This window comes from Psychrobacillus sp. NPDC096389, from assembly GCF_044762855.1.
Taxonomy (GTDB): Bacteria; Bacillota; Bacilli; order Bacillales_A; family Planococcaceae; genus Psychrobacillus.
The window spans coordinates 15,736-37,986 of sequence record NZ_JBIWFB010000005.1 but is presented as its reverse complement, the minus strand read 5'-3'; the positions used below and the strand labels follow the sequence as shown (position 1 = coordinate 37,986).

The following is a 22,251-nucleotide window of genomic DNA, read 5'->3' as shown; positions in this document are numbered from 1 at the left end:
TCAGCTTCTTTAAATTTAAGCTATCTTCACTTATTTTCACCCATAGCTCGTAATCATTTCATACATTTGCATCGTTGTATTCATCGGCTCAATATTTAGTTCAGTTTTCAGTACAGTTACACAGCGTTCATACCATTTAACAGCTAGACTCCTATTTTGTAGCTGATAACAAGCAAACATTAATAATCGATATGCTTCTTCCCATGTCGGATCTATTTTTAGTAACTTTTGAGCCCAATAAATGGTTTGATCAAATTCTTTTAAACGAGTACTCGTTTGCGCCAATCGTTCTAATACGTGTATATATTGTTGTTGGGCCTTTTCCCGCTCATGTGAAATCCATTCTAATGCGGGTTTATCTTCCACCAATTCTCCTCTATACAATTTAACTGCTTTCCAAAGTAACTCTTTACATATAAACGGATTCTTTTCATCGATTCCTTGATCTGCGAGTTTTTGAAAAGTATCCAAATCACTTTTTATAGGAGCAGCTGGATTTAAACGATACATAGTTTGTTTACGATCGATAAAATAGGATTCTTCTCTTGCTTTTCGCTTTGGTTCGATTACTTTCAATAAAGAATTTAGCGTCACCTTAAAATCACGATCCATCGTTTTTTCATCACTTTTGCTCCATAATGCTTGCATGAGTTCTTCTTTCGGTACAAAACGACCTTTCTGTAAATATAAATAGATAAGCAATTCTTTCGATTTATCTCTTTGCCAATTGCGATCACTTATCTCTTCATTTCCCATAAAAAGAGAAAAGGGTCCTAGTAGTTGGAGACTCAATTGATATCCAGGATAAGTGATGGTAGGTTGGATAGATAATCTTGCTGCAATTGTTTGTAATGGAGCCATATCTAGTTGTAGTGTAGAAAATTTCTGAAACAGCGGATAATTTATTTGTATATCTACTGGACCAAACACCGTTTTGCTTTGCAGAAAAAAGAAAAAATTGTTTTTCACACATAATTCCGCAAATGAATGGGCGTGTTGTATGGATAAATCCTGCTGTCCCAACTGGTCGTATATACATAGCAACCAGTAATGCGCAATCATTTCACCATATACATCCCCACTATTGGCAAAAAGGGCATTCGCTTCCTTCCCAACTTGAATCGCTGGTTCAAACTGTTTGTGCTCAAAATAAACGATTGTCAAACAAAGTAAAATATAGGCAGAAAGCCAATAATCTTTTCCTTTGTCGGTTTCACGCAATCCATTCTCTCCATACGAAATCGCTTCTTGAAAATGCCCTTGTCGCGATTTGACGATGGCAAGCCCCATATAAGGCTCTGCTTTTGCTCTTTCGACATTTAATTCATCCATCCGCTCGATTGCTTTCCTATAATAACTCTCAGGCATTTCCAAATCAAAGGTACTTGCTAAAAACTCAGCATGTCCTTTCCGAATCCAACCTACCGCTTCCACAAAACCCGACTGTTCCCGAATACCGGTCTCTATTCCTTTATTTGCAGACTGCATTGCTGCATCTTGCTGTCCAGTGAGAGAATAGATAAAAGAAAGAAGAACTTCCGTCTCGCGGTGCGAATCCGGTAAACTTACTTCATCTGCCGTACGTTGTTCCAGCAGATGCTGCGCTTCATTCAATAAGCCGGTGCGTAGCAAGATACGGGCATCTAGATTACCTTCTTTTAATAAGCTGGCATCTAACTGCTCATTCATCACCCATTCCTTCGCTTCATTTGCTTTGCCAAGGTTCACTAAATTTTCGGCAAGCAACCTTTTTAGGAATAATCGTTCGCTACTTTGTATCTTCTCACTTTCTTCTGCCCACTTCACTGCCTCTTCCAAATAAGCTTTCGCAAATGCTGGTTGAATCGTATCCAAATAAATATGTGCTAAACCTGCATTTGCTCGACTAATAAAAAGAATATCCTGTTTATCCATCGCCTTTTCTAAACACGCCTCATAAGCAATTCTTGCTTTTTCATAAAAAGCTCTGTATCTGTGGCATTCCCCTTCGTAAAAAAATAATTCGTAATAATGCTTTCTCGTTTCCGCTGATAAATGTTCTTTCAGTAGATCTAATAACCAATCGAATTGGCCTGCTTTCACCATATAGTTTGCATATGAAACAAGCATTTCACCTAAAAATAATTCATCGTTTGATTTCACGGCATGATGCAGTACTTGCACCACATTATTTTGTTCTTTAAAATAATTGGCTGCTTTTTTATGAGTCTTATAAAAGGTCTGTTGTGCCTTTTGCAACCATTTTGTCTCTAAAAATTGTTGAAATAATGCGTGAAAACGAAAGGCATTTGGCTCAGCTAGTGGTTGGATAAAGGCATGACTAGTTGCCAGTCTTTCTAAACTTTTCGCTTCCTGTTCCCCGTAAAAATCACTTATCTCTTGCGTTGTAAACATGGGGAAAATACTGAAGTTTAAAAGTGATTGCTGATCTATTTCAGACATAAGCAAAAACACTTCTTCTGATAAATATGTAAACAAATCTTTTAGTAGTGGATCGCCTAATTTAGTTATTTGCTGTTTATGTTCCCCTAACTGCATAGCAATTAAATGGATGGCAATGGCCCATCCTTCTGTTAGATTTAAGATGTCGTTAGCTTCTTGTGCAGTAATTTGTTTGTCAAAATAATCTTCAAAGAAAACCTGTATTTCCTCTTCCGAAAACATGAAATCAGTTTCCGTTATTTCTACCAATTGTCCTTTCAGTTTCAGTTTTAATAGTATCGACCACTTTGGGCGTATGCGAGAAGCAACAACTAAATGGATTTTAGGCGGCAGAAACTCAATGATTTTCTCCACTATATAATTGATCGAAAAAACATGGTCCACGAGATGATAGTCGTCTAGTACTATAGAAAAGGTTTCATTTATTCGAGAAAGCTCATTGCTAAATTGGGAATACCAATGTATTAATTCTGCTTCTTTTGGGTACATGGAAAGCATATCTCTTTCCATAAAACTTTCCCCAAAAGTAGGTATTACTTTTTGAATGCTTTGGATTAAATGCCGCAAAAAAGGAAGGATATCATCATCTTCTTCTGTAATCGTATACCAAGAAAACAATTCCTTTGAATCCGAATAGTACTGTGCAAGTGCTGAACTTTTACCAAAGCCCGCACCACTATGTAAAAGCGTTAACTTTTGATGGTCACTTGTTTTTAGTTTTTTGATAAGTGAAGATCTTCTCATATAAAAAGAAGAGGCTATCGGTGGGGTTAGTTTAGACATTATAATTGTTGGCTGTTTCATCTTTAACGCTCCCATCAAATAACATAATCTACTAAACTTATCCTATCATACTAATAGTCGTAATTGCACAACAATTCTAACTTGGTCAAAAGATGGAATTATGATATAGTAAAACTTCTATCATTTCATCGGACATTTCCGGGCAGTTTATCTCCCACTTTTGCCTTTCAGTCTTACTGACCCGTTAACGCGGGATAAATTACCATAACTTAGATTGGCAATTAGTAAATACAAGAATAATTGATTAATAAGGAGGAAACATATTGGAATTTCCAGTGCTAGAAACATCGCGATTAAAACTAATCGAAATTAAAGAAGAACATGTCGATAAGATTTTTCAAATCTTTTCAAATGAAGAAGTAATAAGATATTACGGAATGGAGCCTTTAAAACAAAAAGATCAAGCTAGTAACATGATCAAGTCCTTCTCCAAGAGTTTTCAAGAAAAGCGATCTATGAGATGGGGAATTTACCTTAAAGAATCTGAAGAAATAGTTGGTACACTAGGGTTAAATAATTTATCAATTGGACAAAAACGGACAGAAATAGGTTATGAATTGCTACCTGAATACTGGAGAAAAGGAATCGCACGCGAGGCTGTTGAGTCAATTATTCATTATTGTTTCGAAGAACTAAACCTATTCCGTATTGCTGCAGTGACTTTTACAGAAAATGAATCCTCTTACAAGCTTTTATTGAAAATTGGCTTTGAGCAAGAAGGACTATTAAGAGGTTATATTTATCAAAATAACAAATCAAATGATACATTTGTGTTTTCATTAATTAAACCGGAGTGGAAGCGAACTTTTTAAAATATCTTTTTGATGTTTTAAAATTCTTCTACTACCAATTTGTACTTGTATCATTACTTACCTTTACTTCGAAAGCCTCTGTATCTAAATTATTCTTTGTAATGTAGTCATAAAAAATTGTGGTTATTTCTTGTTGCCTTAAGTCATTGGCTTCTTTGTTTGCTAAAACAAATTTAACCAAAATCTTATCTTTCGCATCGATTCCTCCAAGAATACGATGTTCATATCCTTTTTCTTTTAGTCTTTCGCCTACTTGCTCATACAGACCACCCTTTTCCATCAGTGTTAGATGTAAAATTTGGGTTTCTATCGTGCCTTGTTGGAAAAACGGGGAGCAGATTTCAATTATTGTTTTTGGGGTACTCATAAATAGAAGGCTAGTTATAGGAATTAGGAACAAAAACAGACCAAACATTAGACGCATTTTTCTTTTTTTCGTTTTATTCACTCCTATGTTGTTTATCCCGCATTAACGGGCAGTAAGACTCCCACTTCAAGATTTAAGTAAAGCGAAAAGATAAGTGGGAGACCAATTGCCCGTAAAAGCCCGATTGGTTCAACTAACAATCAGTGAGGGATGAAGAAAACCCTCACTGATTGAAGTTTCACTTTATATACATCATATGACCTAAGCGAATCATCTATTCTACGCCAAAAAAGCCTAATCCACTTGGAATTAGGCTTTTTTATCTTACATTATTAAGCTTCTAATACTTTGTTACGTAGTACCATTTGAAGGATACCACCGTGACGGTAGTAATCTACTTCTACTTCTGAGTCAAAGCGAGCAAGTACGTTGAAGACTTTTTCTGTACCGTCTTCTGCTTTTGCAGTAACTTGTAGAATATCACGAGGTTTAACACCTTCTGCTACATTGATACTGATTTCTTCTTTACCAGTTAATCCAAGTGTTTCTGCATTTTCTCCTGGTAAGAAGTTAAGTGGTAAAACACCCATCATTACTAGGTTTGAACGGTGAATACGTTCAAAACTTTCCGTAATAACAGCTTTAATACCTAGAAGATTTGTTCCTTTAGCAGCCCAGTCACGAGATGAGCCCATACCGTAATCTTTTCCACCAAGAACTACTAAACCAGTACCCTCTTCTTGATACTTCATTGCAGCATCATAAATTGGCATGATTTCACCAGTTGGCCAGTAAGTAGTATATCCACCTTCTGTACCTGGAGCAATCTGATTACGAATACGGATGTTCGCGAATGTTCCGCGCATCATTACTTCGTGGTTACCACGACGAGAACCGTAAGAGTTGAAATCACGGATTTCTACACCGTTTTCACGCAAGTATTTACCTGCAGGTGTATCTTTACCAATCGCACCAGCTGGTGAAATATGGTCCGTAGTAATAGAATCACCGAATTTCGCAACAACACGAAGTCCAGCAAGTGTTTGGATATCACCAGGCTCCTTCGATAATCCTTGGAAGAATGGTGGGTTTTGAATATACGTTGATTTGTCATCAAATGTATATAAAGATTCTGTTGAAGTTTCAATAGCGTTCCATGCTTCGTTTTCGTCGAATACACGTGCATATTCTTTTTGGAATAATTCACGAGTAACTACTTTATTAAGCACTGAATTTACTTCATCAGTTGAAGGCCAGATGTCTGCAAAAAATACGTCATTGCCATCTTTGTCTTTTCCTAATGAATCTTTTTGTAAATCGATATCTACCGTTCCAGCAAGTGCATAAGCAACAACTAATGGTGGTGAAGCCAAGTAGTTAGCTTTTACAAGTGGGTGTACACGTCCTTCAAAGTTACGGTTACCAGAAAGAACAGAAGTTACGAATAGATCTTCGTCAACGATTGCTTTTTCAATTTCAGGAAGTAAAGGACCTGAGTTACCGATACATGTTGTACAGCCGTAACCAACTGTATTGAAACCAATTTTATCAAGATATTCGTTTAATCCTGAATCTTCTAAATAACCAGTAACAACTTTTGAACCTGGTGCTAAAGATGTTTTTACGTAAGCAGGAACTGTTAAACCTTTTTCTACTGCTTTTTTCGCAACTAAACCAGCTGCTAACATTACGTATGGGTTAGATGTATTTGTACAAGAAGTGATTGCAGCAATCGCTACAGCACCTGTTGGGATTGTAACATCTCCATCTGCAAATTTAGCAGTAGCAGTTTTGTCGAATTCTTTTTCTGATAAACCGAAACCTTGTGTACCTTGTGGAGCAACAACTGCTTCATGATAACGAGCTTTCATGTCAGAAAGTGGAATCAAATCTTGTGGACGTTTTGGTCCAGAAAGGTTTGCCTCGATATCAGCTAAGTTGATTTCAATTACGTCTGTATAAACAGGCTCTAATGTTGGATCAAAGAACATATCATTTGCTTTTAAGTAAGCTTCTACTACAGCAATATGCTCTTCGTCACGACCAGTTAGTCGTAAATAGTTAAGTGATTCTTCATCGATTGCGAAGTAACCGCAAGTAGCACCATATTCAGGAGCCATATTGGCAATTGTTGCACGGTCTGCAAGTGGTAATTTAGATACCCCAGGACCGAAGAACTCAACAAATTTACCTACTACGCCGCGTTGACGCAATACTTGCGTAACTTTAAGCGCTAAGTCAGTAGCAGTTGTTCCGTTAGGAAGGTCTCCTACTAATTTTACTCCGATTACTTCTGGAATTGGGAAGTATGAAGGTTGTCCTAGCATTCCTGCTTCTGCTTCAATACCACCTACACCCCATCCTAATACACCAAGACCGTTGATCATGGTTGTATGGGAGTCCGTACCTACTACTGAATCAGGGAAAGTTTCTAATGTGCCATCTGCATCTTCATTCACATGTACGATTGGAGCCAAGTATTCCAAGTTTACTTGGTGAACAATACCAGTTGCTGGTGGAACAGCGCGGAAATTGTTGTAAGATGTTTGTGCCCATTTTAGGAAATTGTAACGCTCAGCATTACGTTCAAACTCAAGATCCATATTTGCTTTTAATGCAGTTGATGTGCCGTATTTGTCAACTTGAACTGAGTGGTCAATTACAAGATCAACTGGAATAGCAGGGTTAATCTTGTCTGGGTTACCACCCATTTCTTTCATAGCGGAACGTAATGACGCCAAATCAACTACTACTGGTACTCCAGTGAAGTCTTGTAGCACAACGCGAGATGGTTTAAATGGAACTTCCGCTTCCGTATCAGCGTCTTTCCCCCATTTTGCCAATTGGTTTACATGATCGTCTTTAATTACGTAGCCGTCATATTGACGTAAAACAGATTCTAATAATACTTTGATTGAATAAGGAAGGCGTGATACATTTGCGATGCCCGCTTCTTCTAAAGCTGCTAAACGGTAATAGTTATATTCTTTACCATTTACAGAAAAAGAAGTACGGCTGTTGTGTAAATTACTTTTTGCCATTACTATTCCTCCTAGTGTCTATTGAAAAGATCTATCTAGTAACTTTTCTCCAATATTAATCATACTCGAATAAAGTCGATAAGTAAATTACATTAAAATTATTATAAGTGATAATTATTGCTTATGACCTTTCAGTTTCTCAATTGTTTTTTCTAATTGTTTAAGATGTCTTTTCTCATGAAGACCTACGAAAGGAAACCATTGAATAAGCGGGACTTTCCCAAAAATGGGATGCTTCAATGATTTAGACCTTAGATCATGTAAATTATTAGTTGCGTAGACAGACAGCAACTCCATTCGAGCTTCATGAAGCAATGCTTTCATCTTTTCTTTTGTTTCATAATCAGGGGTCGGAACTGTATGGCCAGGCGCTTTTACTTTTATAAATCGCAATGTCGAAATTTGTATTGGTTTTTTCTTAGCTTTTGAGCTTTCGGGGTTAGCTAATTCCGCTTTAATCCCTTTAGTAATTGTTCGTTCCATTTTTATCAAATGTTCGATGATTTCTTTTGGCGACCAACTGTTCGAATCTGGTTTTTGATTGAACTGCTCGTCTGTTAGTGTATCTACTTTCTGAAAAAGTGTTGCTCTAATTTCATTGTTTTTTTCTATAAACATGTTATTCCTCCACTCATATCTTGTTATATATCGTATACCCTATAGAGCGCATCCGCAATCTTTCCTCCAAGCTATATTTTCACACAAGTGTTGATTAACCAAATGTATCCACTAAATTAATCGTTAAGATTGTGATAACACACAAGGCACTTTACTTACTAAGTGCTTTTGTAGTGCTTTGAACAGAACCGAAAACGTATAAGGATAAAATGGGCTGCTTGCGCATTTTCGGGGAAAATTCTCACGGTGAAAATTAGTTAATCAAAACGTGTGATATTTTCATTTCCATTAGAATATGAGACAATATTATATTGGAAAGGAAGATTTACTTGATTACTAAAAATATAATGACACCAACAAATGATCCGTGGGAAGCTTATCGGGATATCGAAACACACGGAAAACTGACATTATCCAATATTGAATTCACTACAACCAATCTTTGTAATATGCGCTGTGCACATTGTGCAGTTGGCTATACACTGCAAACAAAAGATGACGAAGCGCTTCCTATCGATCTAATCATTACAAGACTAGAGGAAATTCCTCAGCTAAAAACGATTAGTATTACAGGCGGAGAACCAATGTTGTCAAAGAAATCCGTTATGAATTATGTACTCCCACTTTTAAAGTACGCTAAAAGTCGTGGAGTACGGACACAAATAAACTCCAATCTTACGTTAGACCCGGAGAGATACTTACTAATCGCACCGTTTTTAGATGTGCTACATATTTCTCATAATTGGGGAACTATCGATGAATTTGTAGAAACGGGCTTTGCCATGATGGATCGAAAACCAACTTATGAGCAACGTGCAAAGTTGTTCCAACGGATGATCGACAATAGTCGAATGTTGTCGGAAGCGGGTGTCATGGTTTCAGCGGAAACGATGCTCAACAAAAAAACACTTCCTTGTTTAGAACATATTCATAAACAAGTAGTCGAAGAAATGAAATGTGCTAGACATGAAATTCACCCTATGTACCCTTCTGATTTTGCAAGCGCACTTACTACGCTTACTTTAGAAGAGACGCATGATGCGATTGAACAAATATTAGATTTTCGTGATGAAGACACTTGGATGTTGTTCGGGACATTGCCATTTTATCCTTGCAGTCAAAATGATAGAAGCATAGAGCTTTTAAATAGATTAAAGAATGCCCCAAATGTTTCGGTGCGAAACGATCCGGACGGCAGATCACGTTTAAATGTCAATATTTTTTCAGGAGAAGTGATTGTCACTGATTTTGGTGATGCTCCCAAGCTAGGGAATATTCAAACGGATACGCTTCCGACTGTTTTTGATAGATGGCTAGCTTCCCCACTTTCTAAATCATTGAATTGTCATTGTCCGGCAGTAAAATGCTTAGGTCCTAACATTCTAGTGAAAAATATGTATTATACAGAAACCAAGTTCGAAAGCGGATCTGTAAAGTAAAAAAACAAAACGACCGAATGAGAAAAATCATTCGGTCGTTTCTAATATGACTACGTTTCTAGTGAAGAGAAAATATGTCGATCGCTAGGTTTAAAATGAATACTGTATGGAGAATCACGAACCATACCCCTTGTTTATTTAACTTTTTTGTTACTTGACTGTCCATCTTCTCCACTCCCTTTTTTTTGTTATTATACGCGCTTTTCTTTTGGAATGCAAAATATTTTGAATAGTTACTTTACAATATATTGTGGATTTTTATTTTTATTCATTCATACTAATAGTAATTAGTAAAGGAGTGTTGCAAAGTGAAAAAAGCATTACTAGTAGTTGACTATACGGTAGATTTTGTTGCAGATGATGGTGCACTTACTTGTGGCAAGCCGGGACAATTAATAGAAGAGGCGATTGTTTCCATTACCCAGAATTTTTTGAATAACAATGATTTAGTCATCTTTCCGGTGGATTTGCACGAAGCAAATGATCCATTCCATCCGGAAACAAAACTATTTCCTCCACATAATATTCGCAATACGCCAGGACGTGCATTATATGGAGAGCTAAAAAACGTGTATGAAACAAATCAAGATAAAATTATTTGGATGGATAAAACACGCTATAGTTCTTTTGCTGGAACGAATTTGCATCAATTATTACGTGAACGTCAGATTGAGGAAGTGCATATTGTTGGAGTATGTACGGATATTTGTGTATTGCATACGGCAGTGGATGCGTATAATTTAGGGTTTTCGATTGTGGTTCATGAGTCGGCGGTTGCAAGCTTCAATCCGAAAGGCCATGAATGGGCTTTGGAACATTTTACGAACTCGCTTGGTGCTAAAGTAACGATAAAATAATAATCGCATGTTTAGTTTTTCTCCTGTATGGCTATATAAAGAATATACAGCAATACAACATTTTTAGAAGGAGATGAATGAATATGGGATTCATTTTATATTTGATAATCGGTGGTATTATTGGATGGTTAGCAGGATTAATATTAGGTAAAGACATTCCTGGAGGAATAATTGGTAATATTATTGCAGGTATTATTGGTGCATGGATTGGTGGACTAATATTCTCTGACTTTGGACCAGTTATTTGGGATATGGCCATTATTCCAGCTCTGATCGGTGCCATTATTTTAGTATTCATTTTAAGTTTGATACTCAAATCTACACGTAAATAATAACTAAAAGGATGGGCTCCTACTCGAGTCCATCCTTTTTTTCTGTTTGTAAAGCGGCTGCAGATTGTAGTGCTTGTAATTGATTTTCATATAAATGATAAAAATATAATACATCTTCTACGTACTTGTCACTACGATTGTAATTAAAAATAGCTTTTTCTAACTCACCGTCTGCCGCACCACTTGCGGCTAAATAGTTTGCAGCACTGAAAATAGCATCTTCAATATCATAAGGGTCCGCTACCCCATCTTTATTTGCATCGACTCCATATCCACCATATTCAGCAATGATAGCTGGGTTTACTTTATCTTCTTCGGGGATGTTACCTTGTCCTAACCCACTACAACTAGGATGCGACCAACCGACGAACGTACATGGCATAAACTGCATATGACCTTCTGCTCCAACTGGAGATAGGAGCGGATCCATTGTAGAAAATATAGTTTCCATACGATGATGAGCTGCTAGTAGCGTCCAAGGTACTCCATAAATTGCTTCTGCCTCTTGATAAATGGCAATATATTCTTTCGGGATATCTAATTTATTTTGAGAAAAGGATTTTAGTTGAATAGATTCTGCCCATTCAAGTACTACTGGTATCCTTTGTAATTCCTTCCACCCAATTATCAACAGTATATACACTGTAATCGTAATAGGTAGGAGTAATATAAGTATCCAAGCTTTAGTTTTATAGGATGTATCCTTCTTTTTTTTCATATAGCCTTATTCCCCTATTTCACGAAATACTTTTTATGTCACCGTCTATCTTACCCAATTTTCATTAAAAAGAAAACAGTCGCATGATTCTACATAATAAAATAGTCGAAAAACGTCGAAAGTCGCTATACATTTATTGTATTTTTTTGTAGTATGGCACTATGGAGGTGATATATATGTGGAAAGACTTTAAAGCGTTCGCCTTTAAAGGAAATGTGTTAGATTTAGCAGTAGCGGTTGTTATTGGTGCCGCTTTTGGAAAGATTGTTTCTTCATTAGTTGAGAATATTATTATGCCTATAGTCGGGCTGCTAATAGGTGGCGTAAAATTTACTTCCCTAGGGTTCCCATCGAAGGATCCAATTATATTATACGGCAATTTTATCCAGTCCGTTTTTGATTTTATTGTGATCTCTTTTTCTATTTTCCTATTTATTCGCTTATTATCTAAATTTAAACGAAAAGAAGACGTTGTGGAAATTACGGAAGAAGCTCCTCCAGTAGATGCAAAAGAAGTATTATTGGAAGAAATTAGAGACTTACTGAAAAAACAAAATAATGCTTAAAAAAAGAACCCGCTTTGGGTTCTTTTTTTATTTTCCATCTGCGATTAATGCTTCTACATCCATCACAATCTCTTCTTTTGGAACATCTGTGTAGCCATTATAGTTTTTCACAACTACACCGTCTTGGTCGACTAAAAAGAAGGAGACACCGTGCATTACTTCGTTAGTATTTGGATTTTTTATAGCAGCTGTTTTAAAATTATCCGCTGCAAATTTTTTAATCTCTTCTTGGGAGTAACCAGTTAGAAGATTCCATTTGCTTTCATCTGGAACTTCATAATTACTAATATATTCTTTTAATACTTTTGGTGTGTCGTACTCAGGATCTGCTGTAAAGGAAACAATCTTATAATCTTCTATTCCTTTATCTGCAAGTGCTTTTTGAACATCACTCATATTAAAGGTCATTAATGGACATTCTGTTGTACAATTCGTATAGATGAAACTTGCTAGCCACACATTTCCTTTTAAATCATTTAGTGAAACATTTTCTCCACGTTGGTTTTCGAATTTAAAATCTTCTACTTTCCAATTCGTCTGTGCTTCAAAATTACCTCCACTTCCGCAACCTGCAAGAACTAGCAGGGTGATAGAAAGCATTGCTAATAATCTTTTCATCGAATGAGACCTCTCTTTTCTATTATAGCCTAATCTTAACGAAACAAATTGTTACATTCAACTACATTGGCTCCTATTAATTCAACAGTTTTGTGAATAGAGAAGTTATTTTAAGGATAATAGTGCATCTTTAATTTCTTCGAGTTTGCTTTCCACTCGGTGCATCAAGTAAAATGATACGAAAATTGGAAAACCAACATCTTGAATAACCGCAAGCCATTGTTCCATTCATATGCATCTCCCTTTTAAAAAATGACTCTCCGATGCGCGGAGAGTCATTTTACATTAGATAATAGTTGTGACATTTCGTTCGATAACTTTTGCGTTTGTTCCTTGTGCCAGGGGTACCCCTCCCACATGAAAAACATTACTAGAGACGATGGCATCCATACCCGTTTGAATTTCCTCGGAAGTCAAAGACTCTTTTGGTTCATCCACTGATATGGTAATGTTTTTTCCGTTAGCTGCTTCGAATTGTAATTGTAATGTTTTAGCCATGCTGCTTCCTCCTTTCGTTTATTAGTTTAAGTTCATAGTTTCGATTTTTTCTGCATTGATAAAAGGACTGCTAGTGAAGCTTTTTAAAGTAGTTGTTACTATTTCTAGTTGATCTGCTGTTGCTGCACCGTTAATATTGCGATACGTTTTCGATTTTGTCTTCATCTTTCCGTCTTCTGTCAAACCTGCTTCGAAAATCAGTTTGAGTACCGCTTGTTTATGCTCTAAGTTCGCCATGAGTATCACCTCCTTTCAACTAGTAGATAGAAACTTTTTAAGTAAAAGGATACATTCCTAGTGAAAATTTTTCGCAAACATCTTATACTAATGGTAAGAAGATTGAGGTGAATAGATTGTTAAATGGTTGGTTTTTATGGTTTATACTTTTTTGGGTAGTCGTACTTATATCATTGATGGCTATTGGCGGCTTCTTTATGTTCCGAAAGTTTTTAAAAGCTCTACCAAAAGATGACGGAAAGTCCGTGCTAGATTGGGAAGAATATTATGTTAACAACACAATACATTTATGGAATGAAGACCAAAAAATACTGTTAAATGAGTTAGTTAGCCCAGTGCCAGAACTTTTTCGACCAGTTGCCAAACAAAAGATCGCAGGCAAAATTGGGCAGTTGGCATTAGAGGAAAAAGCGACCGCTATTACACGGGAGTTATTAGTGCGAGGTTATATAATCGCTACACCTAAGCGAGATCATAAATTCTTGCGCAAAAAACTAGCTGAGCTGAAGATTGATGTTACACCATATGAACAGTTTTTCGAGCTATCAGCAGATATGCCAAGAGGTAAATGAAAAAGCGAGCATTTCCCCATTTTAGGGAATGCTCGCTTTCTATTTATAAACTTACTTCTTTTTGTACTTTCCTAAATTGCATATACATGGCAATTCTCCATGGGACAATCATACCGAATGCCAATATCCAAAACATGCCACTTAACGCCCCAACATCAATAGTAGAGCTAAGCACTAATTTTCCAATGATACGAACGATTAACAATCCGAACAAGATAAAGATAAATGCTTTTGACTGTTTCAAGTAAATATCGCCATCTCTTTGTTCAAATTTAGAAGTCCAAATTAGCACGGTAGAGAACAAAATCCCCACAGCTATTGCTTCTAAAAATTCTAGTCCTGTTACTCTAAAAAACGGAAAGATAAACATTAGCGCTCCAGTAGACATAAAAAGTGGAGGCAATAATATTTTTTTAACACTTGCCGGTCGTTTCGCAGATTTTGCTCTTATCGTTGTAACAACAATTCCCATTCCAATCGCAAATATTGTAGAAACAATTATCATAACGTTCGGTGAGATTTTTTCAAACATTGTATCCATCATATCCTTCAATTCCCATACATTTATTCTGAGTCAGCTGTCACATTATATAACACTTGCACCATTTGTTCTGGATTGAATGGTTTTGTGATGAAATCTTTTGCGCCGGACTCCAATGCATCTACTATGAGTTTTTGTTGTCCAAGTGCAGTAACCATTACTATTTTTGCATCTGGATGTTCGGAGATAATTGCTTTAACCGCTTCGATTCCGGTCATTCCTGGCATCGTGATATCCATTGTCACTACATCTGGTAATAGCTTTCTATACATTTCAACTGCTTCTAGCCCATTAGCTGCTTCCCCAATTATATCAAATTGATGTTCCGCAAGCATTCTTTTAATCGTGGTCCGCATGAAGATTGCATCATCCACTACTAATACTGTTGTCATATTCATGCCCCTCACCTTCAACTGTTAAATCCAATTAAACTTGCTCTTGCTCCACTTTTTCTAGTTTGCGTAGAAAAGATGTACCTATATTTTATCAAACTAGCTCGATAAATTCATTTAAAACCCTGTAAAATTCCCAAAAAACGGACTTAAAATTCGAATAATATACTCTAAACCATCAAAGAACAATAAGATCCCAAGGGCAATCATAATATAACCGCCTACTTTTACGATTAGATTACTGTTTTTACGAATCCAGTTAAGTCTTGTGACAAAGAAAGATAATACGAAAAATGGAATCGCAAACCCTAACACATATGAAAGCATATACCAGATTCCAACATCCGGGTTTGATCCTGCCATTACAATTACTGCTGCTAAAATGGGTCCAGTACACGGAGTCCAACCAGCAGCGAACGCCATCCCTATTAATGTAGTCCCTAAAAAGCCGGAAGGACGATTTTTAAAGTGAAGACGCTTTTCTTTCATTAAAAATGCTGGATTGAATATACCAACAATGATTAATCCAAAGATGACAATGAAAATTGCACCAACTTGACGAAGCAAATCTCCATATTGGATAAAGAATGTGCCTACTAAAGATGTGGCAAACCCAATTGCTACAAAGATAATAGAAAATCCTAATAAGAAGAATAAAGTATGCATCATTCCTCTTCTTTGCATCAATTTTTTGTCCGTTTTAATTTCTTCCAAAGACATTCCTGTTATATAAGATAAAAATGCAGGATACAAAGGCAATGTACAAGGCGAGATAAAGCTTAAAAACCCGGCTCCAAATGCCAAAAATAAATTTATATCGGTACTCACGGCTGTCTTCCTTTCCGAATTACTGTCCCTATCGTACCAAATATATCGTACTTTGACTCTACAATTGCTTGTGACAGCTTTTTGACTCTTTTATGCAATACCATCCACTACACCATTTTGAAGTAAATACATTTTATGGTATAATCCTTTTTTATTTAACAATTGTTGATGTGTGCCACGTTCGACGATTTCTCCGTGATGTAAAACGAGAATAAGTTCTGCATCGGCAATCGTACTCAAACGATGCGCAATAGCAATTGTTGTGCGACCTTTTCGCATCTTTTCCAAACTACTTTGGATGGCTACTTCGGTTTCCGTATCGATGTTTGCAGTCGCTTCATCTAATACTAAAATTTTGGGGTTCGTTGCGATTGTACGTGCAAAAGCAACCAACTGTCTTTGACCACTTGAAAATGTAGAACCCCTCTCGGTTACCTTTTGGTTGTAAGTATTCGGAAGCTTTTCAATAAAAGTATTTGCTTGCACAAATTCTGCCGCAGCCCTTACTTCCTCAGTAGTCATTTCTTTGTCATGTAATCGAATATTATTTTCGATATCCCCATAGAACAAAAATGGATCTTGCAGTACTAGCCCAACTTTTTCTCTAATTTCTTCGGTTTGAAAATCTTTTACAGAATGCCCATCAATTATAATATTACCTTTTTCAAACTCATAAAAACGCATCAACAAGTTAATAATAGAACTTTTCCCACTTCCAGTATGCCCTACTAAAGCTACCGTTTGACCAGGTTCTGCAGTAAAGGAAATATTTTTTAGCACATCCGTTTTACCATCATAAGAAAAAGTAACATTTTGAAATTCGATTTTTCCTTGTTCAATTTTAGCATTAGCGATGTTGTTTTGGGAAGGTGCTAGGTCATTTTCATCCAATAATTTAAATACACGGGATGCAGCAACAATCGCTTGCTGGAATATCGATAAACGCTGCATTACTTGATTTATCGGTTCAAAAAATCGGTCTATATATGTGACGAACGCGTAAATCACCCCGACCTCTACTACATTATTCATCGAGATGATCCCAAAATAACTAAGGACCATAATAATTGCCAACGCGTACACTAAATCGATTGCTGGTCGCAGCAGTAAACTATCTAGCTTAATATTACGCTTACCTGCATTCCAATGCTTATCGTTAATATCATTGAACTCATCTTGTAGACGATCTTCTTGTCGGAATGCTTGGATCATCGTCATTCCTTGCAACGATTCTGCAAGCTTTGCGTTTAGCTGACTTAGTCGTTCGCGCAAATCTTGATACACGATTGAACTATGTTTACGATACGTCGTTATGATGAAAAATAAAATAGGTAACAAGACAATCGTCACAAGCGCTAATTTTACATTCAGGATAAACATAGCAATGTACACGCCAATTACTAAAAATCCACTTTGCACAAATGCTACTAATACACTAACGAACATATCTTTAATCGCTTCTGTGTCATTCGTCACACGGGATACGATGCTTCCAGCAGGTGTTTTATCGAAGTAACGCATGCCTAACTTATGGACTTTGGAAAACACATCAATTCGCATTTGCTGAATAATTTTCAAAGCGATTTCTTGAAACCTAAGCAATTGAAAATAACTGACGATGACATTTCCAACTTGTATGAATACGTAGCCAAGTGCCAAACCGACAATAGGTCCTGTCGGAAAAATTCCAGGTGTTAAATAATCATCCATAAACACCTTTATCAAATAAGGTCCTAAAATATCCCCTAATACCGTCAAAATTAGTAAAATTAACGCTAACGCAATAACTTTTGTATGCGGTTTTAAATAGGTGAGCAATCGTTTGAAAACTTTCCACTGATCTTTCCCGCTTAACTGTAGTTGTTTTTCATCCATTATGCTTCACCCCCCTGTTCCACTAAAGATTCTAATTGTTGTAATTGATACATTTCAAAATACATTCCCTTTAATGCCATCAATTGTTCATGGGACCCTTTTTCTAAAATTGCCCCTTCATTCATAACAATAATTTGGTGCGCATGTTGAATCGCGCTTAGTCGATGGGAAGTAATAATCGTTGTTTTGTCCTGTCGTTTGGCTTTTAAAGCTTCTAGTATAGCCTCTTCTGTCCGTGCGTCTACTGCGGACAATGAATCATCGAGGATCAAAAGTTCCGGCTCCATCATCAGTGCGCGTGCTATCGAAATCCGCTGCTTTTGACCACCTGATAAGCTCACGCCTCGTTCACCGACAACTGTACTGTATCCATCCGTAAACTGCAGTATATCTTCATGAATAAAGGCAAGTTTCGCTGCTTCATACACTTCCTCCATAGAAGCACCTGCATTTGCGAACGCAATATTCCCAGCGACTGTTGTCGAGAAAAGGAAATGATCTTGAGGTACATACCCAATCGCTTCCCGTAAACTTCGTTTCTTGTAAGCATCTATCGAGTGATTACCATAGACGATTTGTCCCGTATATCCTTCAAACTCTCGCATCAGTAATTTCAGTATTGCTGTTTTTCCAGATCCAGTTTTACCGACAATACCTAATGTTTCTCCGCGTTTAAGCGTGAAATGAACATCATGTATAGCGGCTCTTTCGTCTTCAGGAAATTTGAATTCATCTATATCGAATTGGATGTCTCCTTCTGGCTTTTGATCCAAAGCCCCTTGTCTATCATCAATTTCAATCTCTTCATCTAATAAATTCATAATACGATCATAGGAAGCTCGACCACGCTCCACAATGTTAAATAACCAGCCAAAAGCAAGCATCGGCCAAACGAGTAGCCCTAAATAGGAAGTAAAGGCAAACAAATCACCGATCGACATATCTCCAGCTAATATAAAACGAGTCCCAAACACAATGGATAAGAAGAAACAAATCCCTACAATGAGTGAAATCGTTGGATCAAACAATGCATCCACTTTAGCCACACGAATATTTTTATCTACTACGTCTTCTGATAATTGCACGAAATCTTCGGTATCCTCTTTTTCTTGCCCGAATGTTTTAATAACTTTCACACCAGAAATACTTTCTTGTGCCTTATCATTCAAACTAGAAAATGCTTCTTGGGCATAACGAAATCGTTTGTGTAACAGTGTTCCATAATAGCTTGTTAATATAGCCATTAAAGGTAGCGGAATAAGCGCGATTAACGTTAGTTTCCAGTTAATCGTAATGGCCATTGCAGCTATCACAAAACCACCTGTCGTGATGGAATCGACAAGTGTCAACACACCTGCTCCAGCAGTTTGTTGAACTGCAGATAAATCATTCGTTGCATGCGCCATTAGATCTCCAACACGCTTTTTTTGATAAAACGATGGTGCCATTTTCGTAAAATGACGAAACAATCTTTCTCTCAATTGTCGTGCTAAAAAAATAGCAGAACCGAAAATCATAATACGCCAGTAGTACCGTAAAATGTACATTCCAATTGCTGCTATCGCTAAAATGCCCAGCCATTTCGTAAGAATAGAAGCCGTCAATGAACCAGCACTAATTTCATCTACAACATACCCTATAATTTTAGGCGGGATCAGTTGCAAAAAAGCAACGAACATAAGCATCAGAATGCCTAGTAAATATTGCTTTTTCCTTTCTTTAAAAAACCACCCTAAATCCAAAAATACTTTCACTTGATTTCCCCCATATTCCTATATTAAGACTTATATAGTTTAGCAAATGTTCATACATTTCGGAAGACGATTGCTAGAATTTATTTCGGAAGTTGAAACTTTTTTATGGATAGTGATGATATTTACAAATAAATGGCTAAGGGCAACCAGTGTAGGTGATTGAGCAACTAATGACGTAATGAAAGCTACTATTTTTCTTTTGAAAGCAACTAGATTGGTAGGAAGAGCAACTAAACTAAAAAACAACAAGAAAATTGGTCTTTTTCTTGTTGCTTAGGAGAGTAAATAATTTACACATGTGGATTATTTTTTCGATATGACTATCTTTCTATATGTAAGTGATATAAAGATAGTGAGTTGTAGTTTGTCGACTAGCGACCGCTATGATTTTCGCTGCAGAGGTCGACTCCTGCCAGGGGAGCGTACGGCTGCAACGAAAATTAATAAAGTTGGACAATCTCTGCAAGGATGGACAATCTCTTTCCAAAGTTGGACAATCCCCTCGAATAATTGGACAATCTATTCAAAAAGATGGACAATCTTTCTTGTAAACTGGACAATAATTGCAAGGTTGGACAATCTCTCCTCCCCAAAATCGTCCATAGTAAGATAACACTAAAAGAGCTACTTTAAGACGGTATGTGTCCCTCGCCAGCATTTTCTATATCAAGCTGAGACAGGTGCTTTTGCTTGTTCTCTACGTAGAACTTTTATTTTGAATTCCATGTCCTTTTAAAAGTCTTTTTCCCATTTTGAACTTCAATCAAATAAATATCAGGATTCGTTAATGTTTGCCACTGATCAAATCCAAAGTTTTCATCGATACTATTTAATAATAAAGACATAATCGCTCCATGTGTGACGAGGATAATATTTTCCTCTGGAGAAACTATCACCTCTTCCAATACTGAAGCGATCCTAATTAGCGCTTCATTACTAGATTCGCCTCCGATAAATGTTAAAGATTTGTCTTGAAAGGTCATTTTAAGCTTTTCAAGCCAATCGGGATAATTCTCCGTACTTAGAATTCTTTCTGAAAGTCTAGCATCTTGTATGATTTCCATTCCTTTATCTTCAGCTAAAGGTTCAATTGTTTGAACAGCTCTTACATAATGGCTAGAAATTATTTTGTCAATCTGCACGTTTTCAAAATAGTTTTTTAGCATGATTGCTTGCGTGTAGCCCTCGGAAGTTAGGTTAGCATTCTCTTCCTGACCTTCTGCTTTACAATGCCTTATTATGTATATTCTTTTCATTGTTTACCCTCCAATAATTTTCCTAAGTATATAGTCTACTATACATTAGTGAAATGAAAGAACTCTGAAAACCGTAATCATACGATTTTCAGAGTTCTTTCGGTTAATAGGCTATCTTTTATATTCTTCGCACATTATCTTTCCAATAAGGTTCTCTTAGTACTCGACGAACTACTTTCCCTACAGCACTCTTCGGAAGATCATCTATGAATTCCACAGAAGAAGGCTTTTTATAGGACGCTAATCTTTCTTTACAGAACTGTATAATTTCTCCCTCCGAAACCTCATGATTCGAACGGACAACTACAAATGCTTTAATAGCTTCTCCCCATTTCTCATCAGGAACTCCAACTACGGATGCCTCTACTACAGACGGATGTTGGTAGATTACTTCTTCCACTTCACGGGGATAAACATTGAATCCCCCTGTAATAATCATGTCTGATTTACGATCCACAAGGAATAAATACCCTTTTTCATCTATATACCCCATATCGCGAGTATGAATCCAACCATCAATAATTGTTTCTTGTGTTAGCTCTGGTTCATTATAATATCCAATCATGTTTTGAGTAGATTTAATGACGATTTCCCCTACAGTGCCAGCTAAAACAGGGCGATTCTCCTCGTCTACAATTTTGATAGAAGCGGTAGCTACCGGTCTTCCACAAGAAAGTAATCTTCCATTTGCTTCTTCATCATCCCCAAGATGATCTTCTTTACTCAGAATAGTTAATATAAGAGGAGCTTCCGTTTGACCATAATATTGAACGAACTTAGGTCCCCAAAGTTCTAATCCGCGTTTTAAGGCTTCTCGTGGCATAGGGGATGCTCCATAAATGAGATTTCGTACGGATTCAAACGAGTATTCTTCAACATTTGGATGTGATAAGAGCATTACAACCATTGTTGGTACCAGATTTAATGTTGTAGGTTTATCGTGATGTATAGCTTGTAAATATTCTTCTGGATTAAACCCTGGCAAAATCGAGTTTGCTGCTCCAGAAACCCAATGAGGCAGAACTAATGTTCCAGAAGCATGCGTTAATGGGGCTGCATGCATCATTATATCTCCTTCTTGAATATCTAATGATGTTATAATATTCGTGCATATTGCTGCCCATGTTTGCTGCGTATGTTGTGCAGCTTTAAGAACGCCAGTTGTTCCAGAAGTATATTGAATGGTTGCAAGGTCACTTTCTTCTATGGTGACGTTAGGCTCCTCATCTGAAACGTTCTGAACATATTCTGGCATATTAGTTATCCATGGTGTCGTTGTAGTTCCATTCATTTGACAAAACAGCTCTAGAACATTACAAGTTTGTTTCAGTAGTGTACTACGTTCGCTGAACTCCTCTGTGAATAATAGAGCTTTTGAACCCGTTTCATAAATCATTTGTCGATGTTCACCTTCAGAAAGTCGTGCATTTAATGGAACTCGGACGAGACCAGCCAAAAGTAACGCAAAATCAATTTCTACACTTTGTAATGAGTTAGCTAAAATAAAGGCAACTCTATCCCCTTTTTTTAAGCCTAATTGAAGCAATGCATTGGCGAGACGATTACTATTTTTGTATACTTCGTTAAATGTAAGTTTTTCTCCTTTGTAAATAACTGCTGTATGGTTTGGATAGTAAGTTGCGCCTCTTTTGATTAATTCCGCTGCGTTCATCAATGAACACTC

22 protein-coding genes are annotated in these 22,251 nt (G+C 36.8%); 6 read left to right on the top strand and 16 right to left on the bottom strand.

What is annotated here, in order from left to right; all coding sequences use genetic code 11:
* Positions 1 to 36: 36 nt before the first annotated feature.
* Positions 37 to 3,246, bottom strand: coding sequence for a BTAD domain-containing putative transcriptional regulator (locus ACIQ38_RS13515; RefSeq protein WP_402823689.1), 3,210 nt, complete (start codon positions 3,244 to 3,246; stop codon positions 37 to 39).
* Between the two features lie 263 nt (positions 3,247 to 3,509).
* Here ACIQ38_RS13515 and ACIQ38_RS13510 point away from each other — a divergent pair, with 263 nt between their 5' ends.
* Positions 3,510 to 4,058, top strand: coding sequence for a GNAT family N-acetyltransferase (locus tag ACIQ38_RS13510; RefSeq protein ID WP_402823687.1), 549 nt, complete (start codon positions 3,510 to 3,512; stop codon positions 4,056 to 4,058).
* 31 nt (positions 4,059 to 4,089) lie between these two features.
* Here ACIQ38_RS13510 and ACIQ38_RS13505 read toward each other — a convergent pair whose 3' ends face one another.
* The 3 genes from ACIQ38_RS13505 to ACIQ38_RS13495 form a co-directional block, all read right to left on the bottom strand.
* The gene (locus tag ACIQ38_RS13505) at positions 4,090 to 4,506 is read right to left on the bottom strand and encodes a hypothetical protein (protein WP_402823685.1); all 417 of its coding nucleotides are present in this window, start codon (positions 4,504 to 4,506) and stop codon (positions 4,090 to 4,092) included.
* Positions 4,507 to 4,757: 251 nt separating this feature from the next.
* Complete coding sequence (acnA, locus tag ACIQ38_RS13500) at positions 4,758 to 7,466, bottom strand: aconitate hydratase AcnA (RefSeq protein WP_402823682.1); 2,709 nt, start codon at positions 7,464 to 7,466, stop codon at positions 4,758 to 4,760.
* Positions 7,467 to 7,580: 114 nt separating this feature from the next.
* Positions 7,581 to 8,084: a DinB family protein gene (locus ACIQ38_RS13495; protein ID WP_402823679.1), complete on the bottom strand. Its 504-nt coding sequence runs from the start codon at positions 8,082 to 8,084 to the stop codon at positions 7,581 to 7,583.
* 329 nt (positions 8,085 to 8,413) lie between these two features.
* On the opposite strand from ACIQ38_RS13495, the gene yfkAB reads away from it, so the two are divergent.
* The 3 genes from yfkAB (at position 8,414) to ACIQ38_RS13480 (ending at position 10,712) form a co-directional block, all read left to right on the top strand.
* Complete coding sequence (gene yfkAB / locus ACIQ38_RS13490; protein WP_402823676.1) at positions 8,414 to 9,523, top strand: radical SAM/CxCxxxxC motif protein YfkAB; 1,110 nt, start codon at positions 8,414 to 8,416, stop codon at positions 9,521 to 9,523.
* Positions 9,524 to 9,831: 308 nt separating this feature from the next.
* Positions 9,832 to 10,380, top strand: coding sequence for a cysteine hydrolase family protein (locus ACIQ38_RS13485; protein ID WP_402823673.1), 549 nt, complete (start codon positions 9,832 to 9,834; stop codon positions 10,378 to 10,380).
* An 83-nt stretch (positions 10,381 to 10,463) separates the two neighbouring features.
* Positions 10,464 to 10,712: a GlsB/YeaQ/YmgE family stress response membrane protein gene (locus ACIQ38_RS13480; RefSeq protein ID WP_402823670.1), complete on the top strand. Its 249-nt coding sequence runs from the start codon at positions 10,464 to 10,466 to the stop codon at positions 10,710 to 10,712.
* A 19-nt stretch (positions 10,713 to 10,731) separates the two neighbouring features.
* Here the strand turns inward: ACIQ38_RS13480 and ACIQ38_RS13475 are convergent, their stop codons facing one another.
* Positions 10,732 to 11,430, bottom strand: coding sequence for a lytic transglycosylase domain-containing protein (locus ACIQ38_RS13475; protein ID WP_402823667.1), 699 nt, complete (start codon positions 11,428 to 11,430; stop codon positions 10,732 to 10,734).
* A 176-nt stretch (positions 11,431 to 11,606) separates the two neighbouring features.
* Between ACIQ38_RS13475 and mscL the strand changes: the two genes are divergently transcribed.
* Entirely contained in the window at positions 11,607 to 11,996 is a 390-nt protein-coding gene (gene mscL / locus ACIQ38_RS13470) for a large conductance mechanosensitive channel protein MscL (protein ID WP_402823664.1), read from the top strand.
* A gap of 27 nt (positions 11,997 to 12,023) precedes the next feature.
* Here mscL and ACIQ38_RS13465 read toward each other — a convergent pair whose 3' ends face one another.
* From ACIQ38_RS13465 to ACIQ38_RS13450, 4 genes are all read right to left on the bottom strand, one after another.
* The gene (locus ACIQ38_RS13465; RefSeq protein ID WP_402823661.1) at positions 12,024 to 12,614 is read right to left on the bottom strand and encodes an SCO family protein; all 591 of its coding nucleotides are present in this window, start codon (positions 12,612 to 12,614) and stop codon (positions 12,024 to 12,026) included.
* 105 nt (positions 12,615 to 12,719) lie between these two features.
* Positions 12,720 to 12,842 carry a YvrJ family protein gene (locus tag ACIQ38_RS13460; RefSeq protein ID WP_402823658.1) on the bottom strand — a complete coding sequence of 41 codons (123 nt, stop codon included), beginning with the start codon at positions 12,840 to 12,842 and terminating at the stop codon, positions 12,720 to 12,722.
* A gap of 57 nt (positions 12,843 to 12,899) precedes the next feature.
* Complete coding sequence (locus ACIQ38_RS13455; RefSeq protein WP_402823655.1) at positions 12,900 to 13,112, bottom strand: DUF2922 domain-containing protein; 213 nt, start codon at positions 13,110 to 13,112, stop codon at positions 12,900 to 12,902.
* A 21-nt stretch (positions 13,113 to 13,133) separates the two neighbouring features.
* Complete coding sequence (locus ACIQ38_RS13450) at positions 13,134 to 13,349, bottom strand: DUF1659 domain-containing protein (RefSeq protein ID WP_402823652.1); 216 nt, start codon at positions 13,347 to 13,349, stop codon at positions 13,134 to 13,136.
* A gap of 116 nt (positions 13,350 to 13,465) precedes the next feature.
* Here ACIQ38_RS13450 and ACIQ38_RS13445 point away from each other — a divergent pair, with 116 nt between their 5' ends.
* Complete coding sequence (locus ACIQ38_RS13445; protein WP_402824447.1) at positions 13,466 to 13,921, top strand: DUF2621 domain-containing protein; 456 nt, start codon at positions 13,466 to 13,468, stop codon at positions 13,919 to 13,921.
* Between the two features lie 43 nt (positions 13,922 to 13,964).
* Here ACIQ38_RS13445 and ACIQ38_RS13440 read toward each other — a convergent pair whose 3' ends face one another.
* The 7 genes from ACIQ38_RS13440 to ACIQ38_RS13410 form a co-directional block, all read right to left on the bottom strand.
* Positions 13,965 to 14,453 carry a CcdC family protein gene (locus ACIQ38_RS13440; protein WP_402824444.1) on the bottom strand — a complete coding sequence of 163 codons (489 nt, stop codon included), beginning with the start codon at positions 14,451 to 14,453 and terminating at the stop codon, positions 13,965 to 13,967.
* A gap of 32 nt (positions 14,454 to 14,485) precedes the next feature.
* Positions 14,486 to 14,854 carry a response regulator gene (locus ACIQ38_RS13435; protein ID WP_402823649.1) on the bottom strand — a complete coding sequence of 123 codons (369 nt, stop codon included), beginning with the start codon at positions 14,852 to 14,854 and terminating at the stop codon, positions 14,486 to 14,488.
* Positions 14,855 to 14,971: 117 nt separating this feature from the next.
* Entirely contained in the window at positions 14,972 to 15,682 is a 711-nt protein-coding gene (locus ACIQ38_RS13430) for a cytochrome c biogenesis CcdA family protein (protein WP_402823647.1), read from the bottom strand.
* Between the two features lie 90 nt (positions 15,683 to 15,772).
* Complete coding sequence (locus ACIQ38_RS13425) at positions 15,773 to 17,557, bottom strand: ABC transporter ATP-binding protein (protein ID WP_402823644.1); 1,785 nt, start codon at positions 17,555 to 17,557, stop codon at positions 15,773 to 15,775.
* Complete coding sequence (locus ACIQ38_RS13420; protein ID WP_402823642.1) at positions 17,557 to 19,311, bottom strand: ABC transporter transmembrane domain-containing protein; 1,755 nt, start codon at positions 19,309 to 19,311, stop codon at positions 17,557 to 17,559. Before ACIQ38_RS13420 ends, ACIQ38_RS13425 begins: the two co-directional genes overlap by 1 nt.
* Before the next feature lie 710 nt (positions 19,312 to 20,021).
* On the bottom strand, positions 20,022 to 20,567 hold the full coding sequence (locus ACIQ38_RS13415; protein WP_402823640.1) for a histidine phosphatase family protein: 546 nt from the start codon (positions 20,565 to 20,567) through the stop codon (positions 20,022 to 20,024).
* Between the two features lie 118 nt (positions 20,568 to 20,685).
* Positions 20,686 to 22,239 carry a class I adenylate-forming enzyme family protein gene (locus ACIQ38_RS13410; RefSeq protein ID WP_402824441.1) on the bottom strand — a complete coding sequence of 518 codons (1,554 nt, stop codon included), beginning with the start codon at positions 22,237 to 22,239 and terminating at the stop codon, positions 20,686 to 20,688.
* Positions 22,240 to 22,251 lie beyond the last annotated feature (12 nt).

Excerpts from the sequence above, each read along its gene's own strand:
- ACIQ38_RS13480 (WP_402823670.1), top strand. The coding sequence starts at position 10,464 with ATGGGATTCATTTTATATTTGATAATCGGTGGTATTATTGGATGGTTA.
- acnA (WP_402823682.1), bottom strand. The coding sequence starts at position 7,466 with ATGGCAAAAAGTAATTTACACAACAGCCGTACTTCTTTTTCTGTAAAT.
- mscL (WP_402823664.1), top strand. The coding sequence starts at position 11,607 with ATGTGGAAAGACTTTAAAGCGTTCGCCTTTAAAGGAAATGTGTTAGAT.
- ACIQ38_RS13465 (WP_402823661.1), bottom strand. The coding sequence starts at position 12,614 with ATGAAAAGATTATTAGCAATGCTTTCTATCACCCTGCTAGTTCTTGCA.
- ACIQ38_RS13410 (WP_402824441.1), bottom strand. The coding sequence starts at position 22,239 with ATGAACGCAGCGGAATTAATCAAAAGAGGCGCAACTTACTATCCAAAC.
- ACIQ38_RS13515 (WP_402823689.1), bottom strand. The coding sequence starts at position 3,246 with ATGAAACAGCCAACAATTATAATGTCTAAACTAACCCCACCGATAGCC.
- ACIQ38_RS13435 (WP_402823649.1), bottom strand. The coding sequence starts at position 14,854 with ATGACAACAGTATTAGTAGTGGATGATGCAATCTTCATGCGGACCACG.
- ACIQ38_RS13495 (WP_402823679.1), bottom strand. The coding sequence starts at position 8,084 with ATGTTTATAGAAAAAAACAATGAAATTAGAGCAACACTTTTTCAGAAA.
- ACIQ38_RS13415 (WP_402823640.1), bottom strand. The coding sequence starts at position 20,567 with ATGAAAAGAATATACATAATAAGGCATTGTAAAGCAGAAGGTCAGGAA.
- ACIQ38_RS13425 (WP_402823644.1), bottom strand. The coding sequence starts at position 17,557 with ATGGATGAAAAACAACTACAGTTAAGCGGGAAAGATCAGTGGAAAGTT.
- ACIQ38_RS13460 (WP_402823658.1), bottom strand. The coding sequence starts at position 12,842 with ATGGAACAATGGCTTGCGGTTATTCAAGATGTTGGTTTTCCAATTTTC.
- ACIQ38_RS13475 (WP_402823667.1), bottom strand. The coding sequence starts at position 11,430 with ATGAAAAAAAAGAAGGATACATCCTATAAAACTAAAGCTTGGATACTT.
- ACIQ38_RS13455 (WP_402823655.1), bottom strand. The coding sequence starts at position 13,112 with ATGGCTAAAACATTACAATTACAATTCGAAGCAGCTAACGGAAAAAAC.
- ACIQ38_RS13440 (WP_402824444.1), bottom strand. The coding sequence starts at position 14,453 with ATGTTTGAAAAAATCTCACCGAACGTTATGATAATTGTTTCTACAATA.
- ACIQ38_RS13450 (WP_402823652.1), bottom strand. The coding sequence starts at position 13,349 with ATGGCGAACTTAGAGCATAAACAAGCGGTACTCAAACTGATTTTCGAA.